The following is a 19,411-nucleotide window of genomic DNA, read 5'->3' on the forward strand; positions in this document are numbered from 1 at the left end:
GGACTTAAAGCTCTATTGGGCTAATAACTATGTCATAATTGTCATAGCTATGACAATTATGACGTAAGACTGCGATTATTTACCATCGTCTTCTAATCTTTCGACACCGAGCGCTTTGAGCACATATTTTTCATACACTGGTTCGCTGGTGCCGGTTCGCATCTTACGCATAAAATACTTTTCAAAGGCTATTTTAGCCAAATGCACCCATTTGCCTTTTTTAAACCATGCGACGTTACGTGGTGGAATTTGCGGCATGGCGACAAAAGCGGCTCCAGTGTCTCCCATATCTGCTAAACAGATGGCATGCCAAGTGCCCTTAGCGTGTGGCGCTTTCCCATCAACAATAATCGATTTTAAATTATGAGCGATGGCGGTCATCATGGTTTCGATCATATATCCGGTTTTTGGGGTACCTGTGGGGACAGGTGTTGCCTCTACCGGGGGAATGGCCACACATACACCTCCGGAGAAAATATTTGGATATTTAGTAGAACGCTGGTGTTCGTCAGTGATCACGAAGCCTTTTGCATTGCATAAACCATCAACATTTGCGACTGCGTCTACCCCACTAAATGGTGGGATGAACATAGCATGCTTAAAAAGTAGTTCATGAGTAAAGTCGGTCTCCTGTTTTCTATTAAGTTCAGATATGTGCATTTTTCCATCAAATATTTCGTCAACTTGCGCATTGCAGATCCATTTTATATCTCGCTGGCGTAATTCAGATTCAAGCATGGACTTTGAATCACCCACACCACCTAAGCCCATGTGGCCAATATACGGCTCGGAAGTTACGAAATGAATGGGGACTTTGTGACGAATTTTGGCGTCACGTAGGGCCTTATCAAGAATAAATGCATATTCGTATGCGGGGCCAAAGCAGCTTGCTCCTTGAAATGCGCCGACGATTGCAGGCCCTGGATTAGCCATCAAATCTTCAAAATCAATATTGCATTGCTGGGCATGGTCTAAGGTGCAAATTGATTGGGTATAACCTTCTGGACCTGCGCCTTTAATATGGCTAAATGCTAACTTAGGGCCAGTCGCTATGATGAGGTAATCATAATCGATGGTTTGGTTTTCATTGGTAATCAATTGATTATTTTGAGCATCAATTTTGTCAACACGGGCACAAATGAATCCAATTTTCTTCTTCGCTAAGTATTTTTCAATCGGTAGTACTATGGCATCAGGTTCTCGCCAACCCACCGCTACCCAAGGATTAGAAGGTACAAACCTAAACATTGGCCGCTCATTGACCATCACGACCTCGTGATCTTTACCCAGTAATTCTTTGGTTTCGTAAGCGGCAGGCATACCACCTGTCCCTGCGCCTAATACAACTATTTTCGCCATGGGATTCTCCCTGAAGATAAGCATGTTAATAATGTCTATATGTGAACATATTGTTAACAATAACTATGCCAACTGATATTTTCTTAAATTTAATATAAAAATCAATGGCTTATTTTATGCGCTAAAAAATCGTTCTTGTTTAGTAGGATCACTTATGTCATTTTTGGCAAACGTGAATGTGAGTGCTGACAGATTTGGCGCTGATATCAAGTTGAGTTTATCTAACTGAAGAGTGCGCGAATGGAAACCTCTGTAATTCAATCAATGATAAATGCCATCGATAAGCCTACGATTTTTATTACCCCAGATTATGTAATAAAAGCAGTAAACCAAGGGTATCTTGATACTTATGAGGTGGAAGTTGAGGTAGGCAAAAGTAAATGTTTTGAGATATCTCATCAAAATTCCTCGCCCTGTGACAAACATGGTGAAGCGTGTCCTTTGCAAGAGTGCGTTAATACTCACCGAGCAGCGAGTGTTGTTCATATCCATTCAACGGGAAAAGGCAAATCGTATTGCGATATATTGATGAGACCGGTATTGGATGATGACGGGATTACTATTGGCTTTTTGGAAGTGCTTAATAAAATTGACTACGCCTCTGCCGAGTCAAAACAGCACAAAATGATTGGTAAATCGCCATTATTCAAATCACTACTTAATCAAATTAATCGTGCCGCGCCCTCTAATATTGCAGTATTATTGCAAGGAGAAACAGGTACAGGTAAAGAACTTGTCGCGCAAGCTGTGCACGACGCGAGTAAGCGCAGTGATAAATCTTTTGTGGTTATTGAATGTACAGGTTTAAGTGAAAATCTTTTTGAAAGCGAGCTTTTCGGCCATGAAAAAGGCGCATTTACTGGGGCATCAACCAGTAAAAAAGGCCTGATTGAAATCGCCCATGGCGGTACTGTGTTTTTTGATGAGATTGGCGATGTGCCTCTCAATATGCAGGTAAAATTGCTTAGGTTATTGGAGACGCAATCTTTCAGAGCGGTCGGCGGCCTCAAATTAAAGTACTCAGACTTTCGATTAGTCTGTGCTACTCATAAAAACTTACTTGCCATGGTTGAGCGGGGCGAATTTAGACGTGACTTATATTATCGAATTGCTGGATTTCCAATTCAATTACCTCCCTTAAGGGACCGTCGGGAAGATATTCCTGAATTAACCAAACACTTTTTACGTTATTCTGAATATCAGCATAAAACCTTTTCAACAAAAGCATTAGAGCGCATGTGCAGTTATGCTTTTCCGGGCAATATCCGCGAGCTGAAGAGTGTGATTGAGCATGCGTCTTTATTGGCTGATGATGATGTAGTGCATGCCAGTGACTTGGTCATGCTCAATTCACCTACAACTCCCTTACCGCAGGTGAATCATTATTTATCATTGGATGAAGTGGAGAGTGAATATTTACGAGGTGTGTGTATTAATTTTCAAGGTACGCCTGCAGAACTAGCTGATATGTTAAACGTGAGTACACGCACACTCTACCGAAAGCTACAACGTTACGGCTTAAAGTTGAATAGCGAAATATAATTGAATAAAAGGTCAATGAAGCCAGTCTACCCTCAGTAAACTGGCCACAAACCATTAATAAGTTGATTTTGCATCGAGTAAATTTTTCTTAAAGAACTCAGCCATCATGGTCATTTGATGTAATTGCGTGCCCTTACCTTCACGTAAAGAATGTGAACGGTTGGGGTAGCTCATAAACTCAAATTGTTTGTTGTGCTCAACCAGTTTATTGATCAGTCGTTCAGAGCCTTGATAATGCACATTGTCATCACCTGTACCGTGGATCAGAAGTAATTTACCTTGCAGATTTTCTGCAAAAGCAATGGGCGAGGCTTGATCGTAGGCATCCAGGCCAGTTTCCATTTTATAGGTATCTGGTAAACCCATGTAACGCTCCTGATAAATGGTGTCATATAACCTAATATCCGGTACTGGGGCGGCTGCGATGCCAGCGTGGTATTTTTCAGGATAACGAAACAGCATGTTTAAGGTCATTGAGCCTCCGCCAGAGTGCCCCCATACACCCACTCTTGAGGTGTCTATATACCTCCAACGTTTGGCCATCGCATCGAGCGCTGCGGCTTGATCTTTGGCGGCTAAGGTGCCGATATTACGGTAGATTTGCTTGCGCCAGTCACGGCCTCGGGGCGAACGTGTGCCGCGATTATCGATAGAGGCAACAATAAAACCTTGGTCGTTTAAGTATTGATACCAAAGGGGGCCGCGTCCCCAGCTGTTTTTAACGGTTTGACCTGCTGGCTCGCCGTAAACATAAAACAAAATAGGATATTTCCGTTTAGGGTCAAAATTAGTAGGGCGCATGATCATGCCGTCAAGCTCCGTGCCGTCAAAACTGGGCACCCGGAAAAACTCAACCTTGCTCATGGCGATGTTACTTAATGCTTGGCTGGTTTCTTTGTTGTCGATTAAGGTGCGCAGTGTTGTGTGGTCGGGCAACTTTACTACATGGTATTGGGTGGGGGTGTCGAAGGCTGAATAGGTTTGCAAGGCAAATTGACCATTCGGTGAGATTTGATAATTATTTGTTCCTTGCCACTTTTGGGGGGTGACTCGCTCAATAACGCCGCTGCCGTCGAGTTTTGCTCGATACAGGTATTGCTCGATGACATTGTCTTTGCCTGATGTAAAGTAAAGCCAACCGCTTGTTTCATCTACTTGTTTGATACTTACAATATCAAAGTCACCGGGGGTAAGATTGACAATGTCTTGGCCGCTGCGGCTAACTAAATACACATGCCGCCAACCGTCACGCTCACTGACTTTTAAAAAGTGCTGGTTGTCTTCAAGCCATTCTACATCGTAGTAATCTTCAATAAAGGCGGGGTCTTCATCAACAAACATGCTGTTAGCCTGACCAGTTTTAACATCAACGACATAATGTTCATTGCGGTTTTGCAAACGGTTGACCTTTTGCACCACAATTTCATCACTGTTTCCTGCCCAGCTCATGCGGGGAATGTAGAAATCATCGGTATCACTTGGAATATCAGCCCATTGGGTTTGCCTGTCGGTAACAGTAACCACGCCAATACGCACGGTTGCATTTTTTTCACCGGCTTTGGGGTAGGGGAATACTGTTAGAGTCGGATATAAGGCATCAGTGTTATTGATCATCGTAAATTCTTTTACCGGGCTGGTATCAAGTTGCCAGTAAGCGATGCGTTTGCTATCAGGACTCCAGCGAAAACCATCTGCGATAGAAAACTCTTCTTCGTACACCCAATCAAAAATACCATTAATGATCGGCGCTTTACCGTCGGTGGTCAGTTGTGTGATGGTTAAGTCGTTCAACGATTGCAGGTAAATGTTGTTATCACGAACAAAGGCAACGGATTTTCCATCGGGTGAAAATTTTGCAAACATCATGCTTGCCTCAGCAGTCTCAGTTTGTGCCAAACCAAGCTGGATAAGTGTCGCGCTTTTCATATCTACTAGCCAATAGTCGCCTCGGCTGTTACTGCGCCATACTTTTTGACTGTTGGTATAAATTAGCAATTGGCTTTGATCGCTGTTCCATTGATAGTCATCAATTTTTAAGGGCTTTTCTGCACCCGTGGGTGTTAATGTAGCGGCACTCACTAATATGTCGCGACTATCGCTATTGGCTTGATAACGCACAATATCTTGAGCTTTGTCATTTTCGCCTGAGGTTTCTAAGGCGGTATACGAGATGCCATCTTGCATCCAGCGGACCGCACCAAGACGTTTGGTGCTATAGGTTTTGTTTTGGTAAATATCAGCAAGAGTGAGTGACTTGGTTGGAGAGTTTGAATTGCTTGGATTTGTTGACGTTGAGCCGCACGCTGCTAGAGATAATACTAACAGCATGCCCAACGCTTTTTGCGCTCTGTTCATCGAAAAGCCTGTGATTTACTATTATAAAAATCGACCTTACATTTTCGTTTCACGCGGTACAACAGGCAATACGGCGAGTTCACCTAAGCTTAAGACAAACAACCCATTTTTATCCGCTACTCTACTGGCAGTTTAATTTGACGGCGTCAACATTGGGGAGTTTACCCCACCACGAAAAGGCTGAAATAGGCTCGGCCATCTTAAAAACATAGGGATTAGCCCGTGCTTGCAGTCCGCTGGTATCACCGCCACGAACCGGATGAACCTTTTTTTGACAATATAAATAGAATTCGGTTACTGCGCTTAAACCTTGTTGATGAGCTTGTTTACCGGCAAAATAACCACAATCGACATCAGTAAAATCACTCTTTGATTCACCTATCACTCTGCTGTAATCACTCTTTGACTCAACTAGGTGTATTTTGTCATCGTTTGTTTGCTTGTTGTCTTGTGAAATTTGGAAGCTACGCGGGTTACTCGCGTTGCGAATGACTATTGTGCTGGGTTTTTCACCCTCGCTAAACAAGGTGCTCATGTCGTACCAATACACCATTGCTTCACATTGTTTGTTGTTTTCTTGATAAGTGGTGGTGCCTTGATAAAGATGATTGGTACAAGCGCTGGTGAATACCATTACCAAAAAAGTGCTGCTTAATTTTATGTTCATTGTTGCCCCTTAAACCATCATGCTAACTAGGCCGTCACCGACCATGGGATTCTGCCAGTAAGCTGTATGAGCCAATAACCAGGTTTGTCCAGTGACCACCGGATAATCTTGGATGTACCAACCAAAGTCTGGAATATCTTGCTTGAAGCGTTCAGCTATTTGAGTGGATGCCAGTGCCACGCCAAAGATATTGCCAGACACCACCGGGTCATTCACATCAAAGTAGTTAAGCCATTTAAAGTTATATTCGCCTAGGCCCATCAACATCGCTTGGCTGCGTCCTGTTTGTTTAAATAAGTCTAAACCTAAGGGCGAGCCGATGGTCAGCATGCCTTGCACTGGCCAGCTAAGTGGATCATCTCGTTTAAAATATTCAGGCTCTTGCATCAATTCGTTGATCACATCAAAGCTATATACCGTGCCCAAGCTATGGGCGACTAGATATAGCGGATGACCTTGCTCAAAGTACGATAATATTTTTTCTTTTAACTTACTTCTAATAGCATTCGCAGTGGAATTTTTTGATAATGAAATCACCACATCACCTACAACATCTAAGGCGCTGGTGGTCAAGATGCTACTTAGTGGAGATTGGATAATGAGTTTACTAAGCTGTATTAACTTTTGCTGTGCCACATCGTTCAAATCTTCGTAGCGATAAAGGTCAACGTCAAATTCAAAGGTATGGCCCGCTAAACGGCTTTGCACCAGCTCTTCAATGTAATTGTCTTGTTGTAAATCAACAGCCTCACCGAGCTGTACACCATGTACCACCAGAATCACTGGTTTTTTACCTGCCGAAACGGTCATGTTGTGCATCCTTACATTTGTTTAAATTAACACTCAAGTGTAGTCAAAATGTATTGATTAAAAAACCAACAATGGCAAAGAGGTCAAAATGAAATTGGTAGGGCCACAAAGTAAGTAAACTTTAAATTCTGTTATCCTCAACTACGCTTACTCTATTCATAGAAAAGGAATTCACAGAATATGTCTGCGTTAACATCTTATATCATCATATTTTTTCTTGTTGTAGGGCTTACTATCAGGGCGAGTGCAGCGGCCACAGCCAGCGAAATACCTTCAAACACACAGCTAGCCACGGTCTTTCGTCAAGATATTCAGGTTGAACAATATTGGGTAAGCGAGAAGCTTGATGGCATTCGTGCTCGCTGGGACGGTCATAACTTGTTCAGTCGAAATGGACATATTATTCATGCGCCTGATTGGTTTATCGGCGATTTACCAAACAAAACATTAGACGGTGAGTTGTGGTTAGCTCGGCAAAGCTTTGAAAAAACCGCTTCTATTGTCTTGCGTGACACTCCCAGTGACGATTGGCAAGGGATCCGCTATATGCTGTTTGATTTACCTGACTCCACAGAACACTTTACTCAACGTTTAGTTGAGTTAAATAGTATCGTTGCACAAACCCAGAACGTATATTTGCGCGTTATTCCTCACTATAGAATGCCAAACCAGCAGGCCTTACTGGCTAAATTAGACGAAGTCGTTGCGCTGGGCGCAGAAGGTCTGATGCTGCATCACCAAGATGCGTATTATCAAGATGGCCGCAGTCAAGCTTTATTAAAACTCAAAAAATATCAAGATGCAGAAGCAAAGGTGATTGCTCACTTACCTGGTAAAGGTAAATATCACTATATGATGGGCGCCTTGTTAGTGGAGTTAGACGACGGTTTACAATTTAAAATCGGTAGTGGTTTTTCGGACGTGGAGCGGCAAAATCCACCGCCGCTAGGTGCTTACATCACCTTTAAATACTATGGCTTAACCGCAAAAGGCGTGCCCCGTTTCGCGAGTTTTTTAAGAGTTAAAGCTACGGAATAAAATATAAAAACAGCTCGCCAACACAAGATAACAGTATTAGTTTTTTGTTATCTGAATGCGAGCAACTTGATTAGAGAATTCTATGATTTTATCTTTTTTGGGATGAGGTTCTACACCCAAAAGAAGCAAGCTCAAGCCTAAAGCTGAAACGGTTTCCGGCTCACGTTTGCGTATTAATTCTATCTCTTCAATATTTCCGTGAAGGTCGGATAATTTAATTTTTACAATGAGTTGTCCCGCCCAAATACATGTAACGCCAGTTGGACATCGCGAGTCTTCTATTGACAGCAATTGCAGCGTTATATCTTGAAATTGCCTAGCATCATTGGCTCTTAAATCTATGGTTTGCTGTACACCTTGTTTAGCCAAAACTAAGGGACTTTCAACTGATTCACTTGGAAGTTTTAGCGTACTTGTTTCTTCTTTAAGATCAGAACTACAGCCAATTAATCCCGCTAGTACAGCGACCAATAAAAACCAAAACTTTATCATTAGTATTTTCTCCTAAATAAAAAGAAGCTCGGATTTTGCCGAGCTTCTTGGGTTACTAACTGAGTGGCTTACTGATTAGGGCGCTTGTGGCGCACAACGTGGAGATGAGCACAGTAATGTACACTGACGAGCATCAGAAGCATTAATGATTCCATTTCCATCATTGTCTCGCGGATCACCTGGTTCCGCTGGTTGATTTCTAGCACCAGCGATTAGCCTGATATCGTTAATATCAACAAAACCATCTTCATTAATATCACATTGAAGAGCCTGAGGCTGATCGTCGCATACCAAAGAAACGTCGTCTACTTGTGCATACCAATCCCAATCGCCTGTATTGGGATTAAAATAATGCCAGCGTAATTGGACATTTTCTTCACCTATGTAGGCTGATAAATCTAAAGAAACGGCTTCCCCGGGAGAGGTAAACAATCCACCCGTTGGATGATCCTCAACCCAACTCAACAATGTGCTCCAGGTATTTCCTCCATCAATGGTTATATCTACATTAAGTAATTCAGCAGCAGAGTAGTTCTGATAGTTCACCAAATACTCTACTTGTGCCGTCGTCCAACCTACAAGGCTAAATGAGTTACTATGAAGCTCTGTGTTGTATTCCCCAGGAAGTGCGTCACTTGAAACAGAAGCTGCGTTGCCAGTTCCGCCAGTGTAGTTACCCCCAATGCCTGATGCATCAATGTTTGTCCACTCAATACCTGAACCCTCATTGTCTACAACATTCCAAGTAGCTGGGATACCTTGATCAAAACCCAAAGGAGCTGTGTTACACGCGATATCGGTAATTACCGCAGTACAAACGCTTGGACTTCCTGGTTTTGCGGTATTATCTTGAATAACTACATCATCAATAAAGAAATTAGTATTGCCGTTTATCCCCCCAACACTGCCTCCAATTTCAAGCGTATGACTCTGCCCATCATTAAAAGGTGCAATAGAGAATGTGTTTTCGACAAAATTATTGTCGACATTGTCACACTCTACGGAACCTATTTCTATTCCATCAATGGTAATTTGTATCGACTCTCCAGGCGTACCACATAGTCCACGCCATGTTTTGACTGTAAGCTCAGTGGCAGCTGCAGGGATGGTAAATTCTTGCGCAACACTACTTGTTACTCCGTCTGCCAATCCACCAATCCAAACTAGCCAGCTACCGCTTGCTGCCAAAGATGCTGCGGGACAACTATTACCTGGACCACATAATGGGAAGCCTGCAACACCTGTGAAACTTGAACTTGCCAACCAATCAGCGTTAGGTACGCCACCTTCAAAGCTCCAGTCTGCCACAATATTAGTACTGTCAGTTGGTCCCTGAGGGCTTGTACAGACAAAGCCACTTTCTACTTGGCAACTACTAGAGCAACCATCGCCACTTGCAGAGTTGCCGTCGTCACACATTTCGCCAAGAGCAAGTTCACCGTCACCACATACTGGGGGTAATTCGGCTGAACATGAATAGGCTTGTACATCATCGATATACCAACCTTTCACACCGTTACAGCCGTCCGTGCCAAGATCAAAACGAAGCTGAATATTATCTCCAGGTAAGGCTAAACCATATAGATCAACTTGTGATTGTCCCCAACTACCTGTCAATCCGCCTTCATTTGTGCCAGTAAAGGCCTCTTCACCTCCTAGGGGATTATCACTGGGATTTAAGGCGCCGTTATAAGCGTTAAATGAATAGGCCTCGCTAGGCACAACGGTGAATGGACCGCCATTAACACTAATTTTGAGATTGCCACCATCCCAACCGGCTTCTGTTGCTACCCAATGGGTGAATGCAGCATGTGGTACTTCGTTTAGTGGAAGTGCTATTACTGGACTATCCAACGCAATAGCGCCAGCTTCAGTATCATCTGCACAGTTGCCTACCACTAGATCGGGTCCAAATGCAGCGTAATTACCTAAATTACCTGTAGGTAAATCACTAACAATTTCCCAGCCGGGGCTGTCAAAGGTACCAGCATTTGCAACGTCATGTTGGCTTACAGACCAACCAATAGGCAGACTATTGCTTTCAAAATCTTCACTAAAGAACGTTTGTACTGTGCCTAAATTGTCACATAGGGCTGGCGCATTCGTAGCAAGGATAGGCTCAAATCCGCACTGAGCTGGAGGTGTACGTAGTTCGACGGCATCAATAATTTCAACTACTTCTTGACAATTAGCCGTCGAAATTATTTCACCTGTAGGCTGCCCATTTAACAAGTCACTTAGGTCAGTACCAACAAGGACATTACATGCTGTTTCTAATGCATCAGCATGATCAGCAAAGTTGCTTGAGCTTGTTAAAATATTTTGTGCGGCCCAATGGATGTGGGCAGATTTTGTTAAGCCGAGTCCTGAACCGGAGTATCCGTTATATGAGCCACCATCTACCATTAATGCATAGGCATGGTTAGGAACACCTGAGTTGGAATGCACACCACCTGAGTCTGCGGAGCTACAGAAATATTCCGCATCAGTGACTTTACCCGGATCGCCGTAACAGGTAGGGGTCCACATATCACGGATTGCACCGCCAAATCCAGTGGTATCTTCGCCCATTAACCATCTGACACTGTCATCAATATTAGGAGAGCCCGCTCCATAGACAGAGCAACTTCCTGCAGTACGAGGTGTATCAGGAGCGCTAATATCATCCCGTCCGTTAATGCGATCAACAGTCTCTCCCCAGATATCAGAGTAGGATTCATTAAGGGCGCCAGACTGCCACTGGTATATTAAATTATTAGTATATTCTGTATAGGCGTGACCCCACTCATGCGCGGTGACATCATCACTGGTTAAACCCGGACAAAACGAAATGTAAACGCCGTTCCAAGAAGCATTTGGGCACTGATCACCTCTATTAAAAATTGCATCCATGGTAGCGCCAGCATTGTCAAAAGAATTACGTCCGTAAGCATTAAAGAAAAAGTCAAAGGTTTCAGCTGAAGCGTAAATCATGTTGTTAGCTTCAACTATAGGCGTGGGAAGGGGGTCACCTTCTACCCAGTATGGCGAAGCAGGATAATTTGGACCAGGGTGAGATGCGCCTTCTGCGTCATAGGCTCTTCTGTTTAATGCATCATGAATACCGGTAATGTGGTCTATAATTGAACCAGAAAGAGCATCAACATAAACAAACTCTCTTACACTGCCTGCATTATTAGTAACTTCTACTTCATAGACTAAGTGGTCTGCGCCAGGAGCCCCTTTTAGTAGCCCTGCTCTGAAAACCATTAAGGTAAGCTGACTTGCTTTAAGATTAACGCCTTTTAATCGTTTTTCTTCTTTATTTCCGGCATTTTTTAATGTTTCAGCATTGAGCTGTATGGTGGGATCTCTTTCAACCTGTTGAATAGCGATTTTTCTCGCTAATGGTTCGCTCAATGTCGGTGTAGTCGGGGCTTTAATATCCGATAAAAATGTGCCGTTGGCCGCTATCATTTCATCATTGCTATTAAAGTGGGTCCGAATTTCACCGCCAAACACCGGCAAACCTTTATAGGTTTGTTTAAAAATACTATGTTGAATACCCGTTTTATGTTGTTTAGAACCGACAATAACCAATTCAGAATCGACATTTTGTATTCCAAATGCACTGCCGTAGGTTTTTAAGAAATCGATTGAAGTATTGTTAATATCAACTTTGGCGGGACTTCCTGATCGCAGACTACTTAGTTGAGGATTGGGCGAAAGTTTGATAAATCGAGCGTTACCTGAGTGTTTATCAATACTGATTTGTGCTCTACCAGCGGTGTCTGTCAGCAGCTTTTCAGTCCCTTTGGTGGTTTGACCAATAGCTGTATTCGTATTTAAAATGGCTGAAATAAGTACTACAAGTTTACTAACATATCGCATGTGAATTTCCTTGTGTTTACTGACATACTCGTGTGGTTTAAAAAAAGTATGACAGACTTTCATTAGACAATATCAAGCAATCATTGCTTGATTTGGCCAGTTGATTAATCCGTGTTTTGAGATCTTAAGTACTTTAAACGTATTTTTTTCTCGTCAACAACGCAATCATTGCGAGACCGAAAAAGAATAGAGAGGCTGGTGCAGGAACCGTTACCGTAGCATCAGTAATTGTTGCGTCTGTTAAATCAAAAGATAAACCGTTGGCGGTATTAGTTGCGTCCCATACAGTTAAAGACACGTCAGAGCTTTCTCCTGAAGTCGTTGAAATAACATTAAAAAATATTTCAGCTAAGGCAAACATACTTGGTTGAAGGGCATCTAATTGTTCTGGCAATAAAATACTGATTACATACAAACTTAATGCGTTTTCATCAATGTTCAAGCCAAGACTGAAGTCAAAAGCATCGAAGCCGACCTCGCCTAAAAAGTCAAAAAGTGAATAGCTAGTAAATTCTAAAACACTTTTGTCAAAGGAAAGGTCTATGTCAAATGCACTTAGAGAATCAGGAGCATAACTTCCTAATCCATCAACCATGAGTGTCATTGATATATTGTCACCTGGATTTAAGTTGGTCTGTTGAGAGGGTTCTAGCCAAAACATGAGACTTGCGTTGGCGATGCTGCTTGTTAATAGGCAAGCAGCCAGGACGAGGTGTTTAAGTAGCTTCATGTAAACTCCATTTTTATTATTGAGGTAGTATTTTTAACCTGCAATTTAAACTAATGAAACGCCTCAAACCAACGAGGCTTAGAGTTCATGAGACTGCATTAAATTGTTAAGTTTCTGTCAATTTATTATTTGTATATGAACACGAGAATAAAAGTGTCCATACCATTTATAACAATCTTAAAGCGAATGGCAAGTCATTTTTTGAACAATGTGAGTGATAAATGTACAGTTAATTTGTGGGATGTAACGTTTTTGATACAGATTTAAACAAAAGCTTCATCGGCAGAATATTACCGGGTAACATTACCTTACGCTTATTTGAACCCAATAGCCTTCACATGCTTAAAACGTATTTTAACTCTCTAATCGTTCTTGGTTTTTTGTTTGGGAGTCACGCCAGTTTTGCAAAAGAATCCGTCAATCCAAACTCTGTTCGAAATATGTTTATCGATGCAGTAGCCAGTGACACTGTGCCAGGTATCAGTGTGGCAGTTGCTGATAAAACGGGGGTGATTTGGGCCGAAGGGTTTGGCTACGCTGATTTGGAAAATAAAGTCCCTATGAGCCCACTGCATAAATTACGCATTGGCAGTGTTGCAAAGGTGATGACCGCTGCTGCTATGATGCGCATGGTTGAACAAAGCAAAATTGATCTTGATGCTCCCGTTACCCAATACACGCCTTTTTGGCCTGACTTTCATCCTACAATTACCTTACGCCAATTAGCAGCCCATACCTCAGGTGTGCGCCACTATAAACAAGGGGCTGATGAGTTTTTACTGAATCAAGCGTTTAGTGATATCAAAAGCGCCTTGGCCTTATTCAAAGACGAGCCTTTGCTATTTACGCCAGGCACTCAGCATCAATACACCACCTTCGGTTGGACTTTAGTCAGCGCTGCTATGGAAGGAGCCGACAAACAGCGCAATTTTCAGCAAATCATGCAACAAGAAGTATTTGAGCCACTAAAGTTGCAAGACACGGTATTTGATGAACAATATCCCATTATTGCGCACCGCGCCCGGCCCTATAGCTTTTATCAAGGACAGTTGCTCAATTCACCGCAAACTGATCATAGTTACAAATGGGCTGGCGGAGGTTTTATCGCGACGCCTTCGGATGTTGTGCGCTTTGCCGTTTCCCAACTTGATGAAACCTATTTATCTGCCACAACCACTAACCTGATGTTCAAAAAAGCGATACTGCAGGATGGCTCAGAGGTTAATTTTGGCGTTGGTTGGCAAATAGGGTTTGAGCCGCTCAAACAAAACAAAGCGTATCAAGCAAAAGAACTGCAATCGATGATGAATACTATGCCACACGTGGTAATGCATTCAGGTGGCAGTATGGGCGGCACGACGATGCTAATACTGTGTACAGAGCATGCTCGTGCTGTGACTGTAGTGAAAAACGTGAATGGCGATAAAAGTGCGAATGTATTTTTGCTGGCCTTAAAAACCCTGAGTTTTTACCATAATCACCATTAATCTATTTTAAAATTAGTGGTGAAGTTGCCCCACTTAAGCTTACTTGTTTTTTGATTTCAGTAGGCCAATGCCTAAAGCCGCCATGGCCACAGCAACAATGGCACTGAGGTAGTTAAAAAACGCATAGGGTGCAAAATCGAGCACATCCACACCTAAAGTCGCCGTATAAAATGCCCCTGCGGTGGTCCATGGAATAAGCCCGGTAGTCAAGGTAGAGCCTTCTTCAACTGAACGTGATAGCACCGCACTGTCGAGTTGTTGTTGTTCATATTTGGGTTTGAATAGTTGGCAATTAAGAATAATTGAAATATAGGCCTCGCCCATCGCCAGATTCCCTAGAAAGCCCGACATGATGGTTGTTGCCACAAGGCTTGCGCTGCGTTTTACCCGTTTAATAATACCCGCCAATAGGGCAGTGAGAAAACCCGCGCCGTGTAACATTCCGCCCAGCGCGATGGCCATCAACGCCAATAACAAGGTCCAGCTCATGCTACTGATGCCACCGCGCCCCAAGAGGGCATCTAAATTAGTGACGCCGGTGCTTTGCGGGCTATTTTGCCACAATGCATTCAGTACCGTTATGGGGCTTTCACTTTGATAAAAGATAGCGATGCTTACCGCGAGCAAAATGCTGCACGACATTGTCACTTCTGCGGGTACTTTTCGAATACTTAATACCGCTAACAAAATAAGCGGCAGCAAGGTAACAAGTGGGGCAAGTTGATAGGTGTGACTCAAGGCTGTTTGGATCGCGGCAATTTCGATCAGTTCAATACCTTGTTCGCTGTAATTAAATCCAATCCCTATAAATATGACTAAGGTCAGCAGAAATGACGGGATAGTGGTGAACAGCATGGCGTAAATGTGCCGATATAAATCCGTACCTGCACTCATGGCAGCAAGGTTTGTGGTATCTGAAATAGGTGACATTTTATCGCCAAAGGTCGCGCCGCACACTATCATGCCAGCGACTAAGGGCAAGGGAATATTCATGGTTGAACCAATGCCGATCAACACCACACCTAAGGTGCCCACCGTACCCCATGATGTGCCGGTTGCAACAGACATCAAGGCACATAGCAGTAAGCCTATGGGCAAAAACAAAGTCGGGCTGAGCCAGCTTAGTCCATAGTAAATTAGCGTAGCGATAGTGCCACTGTGCATAAAGCTGGCAATCACCATTCCAATTAAAATAAAAATATAGATAGCGGGAAGCGCTCGGGTAAGCGCATTATTCATCAGCTCACGGATGGACAAGTATCCGTAGCCTAAACTAAAGGCGTTAATACCTACCCACAAAAGACATAAAAACATCAAAGTGTGCAAACTGATCTCAAGGCCAAAAAGTCCACCGGCAATCATCAAAATTATGACGCTAAAACAAATCAGTGATTGCAAAAAACTGGGGGCGCGGGGTAGTTCAGACATAGTGAAACAGCACACACAAAATAAGAGTTACGCCTAGCATAGCAGCGTCGTTATACCGCTGAAAACACTTAGCAGTAGACTTGATAAAATAAATATGCCGCCATTTTTATTTTAGTTGGTCTAAATAGCAAGCCAATCAGAATAAGTACCATATTCGTACTTTTATCGACGTGTCCACTGAGTCAATCGCGGTTTTTATTTAGATTAAAGCCCCTTTTAACTCGGTGCTGGGAGCTGTTTTATGACCTTATGTTCTTCTGTGTTACTTCGAATTGAGTCTTCGCTCAAGACCAGTTTTATTGCAGACGCCCTAGCTATGCCGGTGCATTGGTATTATCAGCCCATGGAGATAGATCGAGCATTTAATGGAGGTATCCAAGGTTTTGAAACCCCGCCTGATTTTCATCCTTCGTCTATTATGTCTTTGCATTCCAAAAGCTCAGGTGGGCGAGTGACTGTGGCAGGTGCTAAGGGCGACTCGTCTCCAAAACAGTTACCACAAGTTGTTGGCGACATCATATTGCAAGATAAAGCGCAGTTTTGGGACAAACCGAATGTGCATTACCACCAAGGCATGCAAGCGGGTGACAATACACTCAATGCCCATTGTGCTCGATTGCTCATGCGCACCCTAGCATCTTCAACTCAAGGGTATGATCGTCAGGCATTTGCCGAAGCTTACATTGCCTTTATGACCGCCCACCCTGCCGCCCACCCTGACACCTATGCAGAATCTTACCACCGTGGATTTTTTGCTAATTTAGCCAAGGGTCGCAAGCCTGAAAATTGTGCCATGCAAACTCATGATACCGCCTCGATTGGTGCCCTAGTCAGTATTGCCCCACTGGTATTTTCAGAGCGATTGAGAAAGTGCAGCACGGCAGGGATAAAAGTAACGTGTCGAGCTCATCTGGCCTTGACCCATCCTGATGAAACGTTGATGCGCGTGTGTGATGACTACGTGCAACTGCTGTGTTGTTTGATGGAGGGGCCCGATGAAGCACAGATCAAAGCCTTGCTGATAACGGCCAGTAAAGGGGCTGCCAAGTTTGACTTAGAAAAGCTGATAAAGCGCAACTTGCCTGATCATCAAGTGGTCGGGCAACTCTTTTCGCGGGCGTGTTATATTTCAGACTCGTGGCCGGTAGTGCTGTACTTTGCGTATAAATATGTAAACGACCCTTGGCAAGCTTTGCGGGTGAATACTCATGTAGGCGGCGACAATGTCCACCGTGGTATGGTTCTAGGCGCGTTACTTGGTCTGAACAATCAAAAGGTGGCCAGCAGTTACTTTACTCAACTGCAAGACCACACTCAGATTAATCAAGAAATTAGCGCTTTGCTCGAACCTGCTAAGTTAACGAGGTAAGCGCTGCCAAATAGTCAGTTCAGACAAGGTATGCTGAAACTTATGTTGGGTTTCACGAATAACAAAGGGCACCTTTTGCGCGTCGCCTACCAATGTAAAGTGGCTTGCTAGATGGTCTTTGAGGCCATCTAAGGTGCTGTAATTTTCGCCGTCCTTTTTGAAACCGCCAATCCACTCTTCTTTGGGTGTATGTGCTTCTAACCACGTGTAGGGTGAGGCAATAATCAGTAAGCCGCCATCGTTAATACGCTCAGCTATATCCTGTAAAAAGCGACGAGGTTGATAGAGTCGATCAATCAAGTTCGCGGCTAATACTAAGTCGTAGCCGCTGTATTGCGGTTTTAAGTTACAGGCATCACCTTGATAAAACGCAACGCGCGAAGCGGTATCTGCTAGCCCTAAGTTTTCTAAGGTACGAGTATGGTAGCTCACCAAGTCGCCCTCTTCGGCGCGGGCATATCGTACCTTACCTTGTTGCGCCATTTGAGTGGCTAAGCGAGTGAAGTTAGCGGAAAAGTCGATCCCTTCTACTTGTTCAAACTCACGAGCCAGCTCAAAACTAGCGCGACCACATGCACAACCCAAATCAAGTGCCTTGGCTTTGGGTTTATCTTTGAGTGCGTTTAAAGCAATATCGGCCAACGCTTTTGGAAAGTTTTCTACGCCATACCAGGTATCACCAAAATGAAACTCAGCATATTCTGACAATAATTGATCGCTTTCATAATAGGCATGCGGCGCTGTTACTTCACCGTCAGCAGCAACATAACGAAATCCAGCGTGCTGAAAAAAGTGACGTCTAAAGGCGTAGCGGGCCGATAATCTGGCTTCATTGCCTGCTGAGATCCAAGAGCCGCCTTTGATAATATTATGTTTGCCATCAAAAGTAGGGGTGGTGAAATCATCGTACAGCGGGTGTACGTTAAAATTATCGAAGGGGTAAATAGGTGTTTCAGTCCATTGCCATACGTTGCCTACTACATCAAACCACTGGCCATGTTGAAATCGGTTTACCGGACAACTCGAAGCATAATGGTCTAAGTGCAAATTCGCATTGGCTGCTTTGTTATTGAGTTCTTCAACACCGGCCTCGGCACATAGCTGATACCATTCATCTTCGGTGGGCATACGAATATTTAGACCTGTTTGTTGTGCTTTCCACTCACAAAAGGCTTTTGCTTCAAGGTAGTTAACTTCTGCAGGCCAGTCCCACGCCATGTCAATTTCTTCGGTCATTAAACGTAAGCGCCAGCCGTTGTGCCAACGCCAAAACGTGGGATGTTTAGCTTGAGTAAACTGTCGCCAAGCGTTGCCTTCTTCGCTCCAAAACTGGGGTTTTTCATAACCGCCGTCCTCAACAAACTCCAGAAACTCTTGATTGCTGACTAGATACTGACTGGCTTTAAACTCTGCAATTTCGGCTTGGTGATGGCCATATTCATTGTCCCAGCCATAATAGGCATCATCTACGTCTTTACCTATTTTGACTGTGCCAGCGGCTACAGTAATCAGTTTATTGGCAGGCGCTAAACCTGTGTCGGGGCAAATAGGCCACTGTGGCAGTTTTTGCACTTTACTCAGTTCATGTTGACGAATAAGTACTGTAGAGGTTTCAAGATGAATACGTTCGTGCTCAATGCCCATAACGATTGGCCACCACGGGCTTTGCCAATTGATGGGCAAACTCAATGGTAAGGATTCAATCAGTTGCACCACACGAGCGCGCACGGCGGCGCGATAATTTTTTACCTCATTGACCGTCGGCCATTGGTAACTTTCCTCTGACAAATCATCCCAACTCATTTCATCAACACCCACTGCAAATACTGACTCCATGTGGGGATCAATTCTGTCGTTTATCAAATTTGCTAACAGCAGTTTGTTGATGAAAAAAGTCGCGGTGTGGCCAAAATAAAAAATAAGAGGATGACGCAAAAAAATGGGTTTTTGGTAAAAGCCTGCATCGTCAACTAAACAATCAAACAGTTGTGTATAGGTGTCAAAGGTATTCGTAAAATAGCGGGCAATCTCTGTGCGTTTATCCTCTGCGGCGCTTGCGTTCAGCTTGGGCATCCTGCGTAACGCTCTTTCGCTGCTAACGCTTGAATGGATATTAGCTAACGTTTTCTGAGCGGTTTGTATGGGTAATGTCATGGTTGAACAGCTTCCTTTACGTTTCATTGCACCCTCATACGCGTTGGTATGCTATGCAGATTCAAACTTTTTTACTTTTTTTGCATACACTCAACCATAACAAAGCAATC

13 protein-coding genes are annotated in these 19,411 nt (G+C 43.5%); 4 read left to right on the plus strand and 9 right to left on the minus strand.

The features are described 5' to 3' along the window. Positions 1–75: 75 nt before the first annotated feature. Positions 76–1,359, minus strand: coding sequence for an NAD(P)/FAD-dependent oxidoreductase (locus ACEN2L_RS15200; RefSeq protein ID WP_441744926.1), 1,284 nt, complete (start codon positions 1,357–1,359; stop codon positions 76–78). A 240-nt stretch (positions 1,360–1,599) separates the two neighbouring features. Between ACEN2L_RS15200 and ACEN2L_RS15205 the strand changes: the two genes are divergently transcribed. Then, positions 1,600–2,901, plus strand: a complete 1,302-nt coding sequence (locus ACEN2L_RS15205) for a sigma-54 interaction domain-containing protein (protein ID WP_441744928.1) — start codon at positions 1,600–1,602, stop codon at positions 2,899–2,901. A gap of 54 nt (positions 2,902–2,955) precedes the next feature. On the opposite strand, the gene ACEN2L_RS15210 is transcribed toward ACEN2L_RS15205, so the two are convergent. The 3 genes from ACEN2L_RS15210 to ACEN2L_RS15220 form a co-directional block, all read right to left on the minus strand. Next, positions 2,956–5,256, minus strand: coding sequence for a S9 family peptidase (locus tag ACEN2L_RS15210; RefSeq protein ID WP_441744930.1), 2,301 nt, complete (start codon positions 5,254–5,256; stop codon positions 2,956–2,958). Positions 5,257–5,377: 121 nt separating this feature from the next. Further along, positions 5,378–5,923, minus strand: coding sequence for a hypothetical protein (locus tag ACEN2L_RS15215; protein WP_441744931.1), 546 nt, complete (start codon positions 5,921–5,923; stop codon positions 5,378–5,380). Between the two features lie 9 nt (positions 5,924–5,932). Further along, a complete protein-coding gene (locus tag ACEN2L_RS15220) occupies positions 5,933–6,733 on the minus strand; it encodes a hypothetical protein (protein ID WP_441744933.1) in 801 nt (266 codons plus the stop codon). Positions 6,734–6,913: 180 nt separating this feature from the next. Between ACEN2L_RS15220 and ACEN2L_RS15225 the strand changes: the two genes are divergently transcribed. Next, on the plus strand, positions 6,914–7,771 hold the full coding sequence (locus ACEN2L_RS15225) for a DNA ligase (RefSeq protein ID WP_441744935.1): 858 nt from the start codon (positions 6,914–6,916) through the stop codon (positions 7,769–7,771). Positions 7,772–7,807: 36 nt separating this feature from the next. Here the strand turns inward: ACEN2L_RS15225 and ACEN2L_RS15230 are convergent, their stop codons facing one another. The 3 genes from ACEN2L_RS15230 to ACEN2L_RS15240 all read right to left on the minus strand — a co-directional run bounded on the left by ACEN2L_RS15230 (position 7,808) and on the right by ACEN2L_RS15240 (position 12,863). Next, positions 7,808–8,263 carry a hypothetical protein gene (locus ACEN2L_RS15230; RefSeq protein WP_441744937.1) on the minus strand — a complete coding sequence of 152 codons (456 nt, stop codon included), beginning with the start codon at positions 8,261–8,263 and terminating at the stop codon, positions 7,808–7,810. 75 nt (positions 8,264–8,338) lie between these two features. Then, positions 8,339–12,133, minus strand: coding sequence for a M4 family metallopeptidase (locus tag ACEN2L_RS15235; RefSeq protein WP_441744939.1), 3,795 nt, complete (start codon positions 12,131–12,133; stop codon positions 8,339–8,341). Between the two features lie 133 nt (positions 12,134–12,266). Then, positions 12,267–12,863, minus strand: coding sequence for a hypothetical protein (locus tag ACEN2L_RS15240; protein WP_441744941.1), 597 nt, complete (start codon positions 12,861–12,863; stop codon positions 12,267–12,269). A gap of 338 nt (positions 12,864–13,201) precedes the next feature. Between ACEN2L_RS15240 and ACEN2L_RS15245 the strand changes: the two genes are divergently transcribed. Further along, a complete protein-coding gene (locus tag ACEN2L_RS15245) occupies positions 13,202–14,350 on the plus strand; it encodes a serine hydrolase domain-containing protein (protein ID WP_441744943.1) in 1,149 nt (382 codons plus the stop codon). A gap of 39 nt (positions 14,351–14,389) precedes the next feature. Here the strand turns inward: ACEN2L_RS15245 and nhaC are convergent, their stop codons facing one another. Further along, positions 14,390–15,778 carry a Na+/H+ antiporter NhaC gene (gene nhaC / locus ACEN2L_RS15250; protein ID WP_441744945.1) on the minus strand — a complete coding sequence of 463 codons (1,389 nt, stop codon included), beginning with the start codon at positions 15,776–15,778 and terminating at the stop codon, positions 14,390–14,392. Positions 15,779–16,019: 241 nt separating this feature from the next. Between nhaC and ACEN2L_RS15255 the strand changes: the two genes are divergently transcribed. Continuing rightward, a complete protein-coding gene (locus ACEN2L_RS15255) occupies positions 16,020–17,147 on the plus strand; it encodes an ADP-ribosylglycohydrolase family protein (RefSeq protein ID WP_441744947.1) in 1,128 nt (375 codons plus the stop codon). On the opposite strand, the gene ovoA is transcribed toward ACEN2L_RS15255, so the two are convergent. After that, on the minus strand, positions 17,136–19,301 hold the full coding sequence (gene ovoA, locus ACEN2L_RS15260) for a 5-histidylcysteine sulfoxide synthase (protein WP_441744949.1): 2,166 nt from the start codon (positions 19,299–19,301) through the stop codon (positions 17,136–17,138). The genes ACEN2L_RS15255 and ovoA overlap by 12 nt on opposite strands. Between the last annotated feature and the right edge of the window lie 110 nt (positions 19,302–19,411).

It is taken from the genome of Flavobacterium sp. W21_SRS_FM6 (genome assembly GCF_052119645.1).
Taxonomy (GTDB): domain Bacteria; phylum Pseudomonadota; class Gammaproteobacteria; order Enterobacterales; family Alteromonadaceae; genus Paraglaciecola.

What these genes read in the sequence shown, in the direction of transcription:
- ACEN2L_RS15200 (WP_441744926.1), bottom strand. Translation starts at nt 1,359, where the DNA reads ATGGCGAAAATAGTTGTATTAGGCGCAGGGACAGGTGGTATGCCTGCC.
- ACEN2L_RS15205 (WP_441744928.1), top strand. Translation starts at nt 1,600, where the DNA reads ATGGAAACCTCTGTAATTCAATCAATGATAAATGCCATCGATAAGCCT.
- ACEN2L_RS15210 (WP_441744930.1), bottom strand. Translation starts at nt 5,256, where the DNA reads ATGAACAGAGCGCAAAAAGCGTTGGGCATGCTGTTAGTATTATCTCTA.
- ACEN2L_RS15215 (WP_441744931.1), bottom strand. Translation starts at nt 5,923, where the DNA reads ATGAACATAAAATTAAGCAGCACTTTTTTGGTAATGGTATTCACCAGC.
- ACEN2L_RS15220 (WP_441744933.1), bottom strand. Translation starts at nt 6,733, where the DNA reads ATGACCGTTTCGGCAGGTAAAAAACCAGTGATTCTGGTGGTACATGGT.
- ACEN2L_RS15225 (WP_441744935.1), top strand. Translation starts at nt 6,914, where the DNA reads ATGTCTGCGTTAACATCTTATATCATCATATTTTTTCTTGTTGTAGGG.
- ACEN2L_RS15230 (WP_441744937.1), bottom strand. Translation starts at nt 8,263, where the DNA reads ATGATAAAGTTTTGGTTTTTATTGGTCGCTGTACTAGCGGGATTAATT.
- ACEN2L_RS15235 (WP_441744939.1), bottom strand. Translation starts at nt 12,133, where the DNA reads ATGCGATATGTTAGTAAACTTGTAGTACTTATTTCAGCCATTTTAAAT.
- ACEN2L_RS15240 (WP_441744941.1), bottom strand. Translation starts at nt 12,863, where the DNA reads ATGAAGCTACTTAAACACCTCGTCCTGGCTGCTTGCCTATTAACAAGC.
- ACEN2L_RS15245 (WP_441744943.1), top strand. Translation starts at nt 13,202, where the DNA reads ATGCTTAAAACGTATTTTAACTCTCTAATCGTTCTTGGTTTTTTGTTT.
- nhaC (WP_441744945.1), bottom strand. Translation starts at nt 15,778, where the DNA reads ATGTCTGAACTACCCCGCGCCCCCAGTTTTTTGCAATCACTGATTTGT.
- ACEN2L_RS15255 (WP_441744947.1), top strand. Translation starts at nt 16,020, where the DNA reads ATGACCTTATGTTCTTCTGTGTTACTTCGAATTGAGTCTTCGCTCAAG.
- ovoA (WP_441744949.1), bottom strand. Translation starts at nt 19,301, where the DNA reads ATGACATTACCCATACAAACCGCTCAGAAAACGTTAGCTAATATCCAT.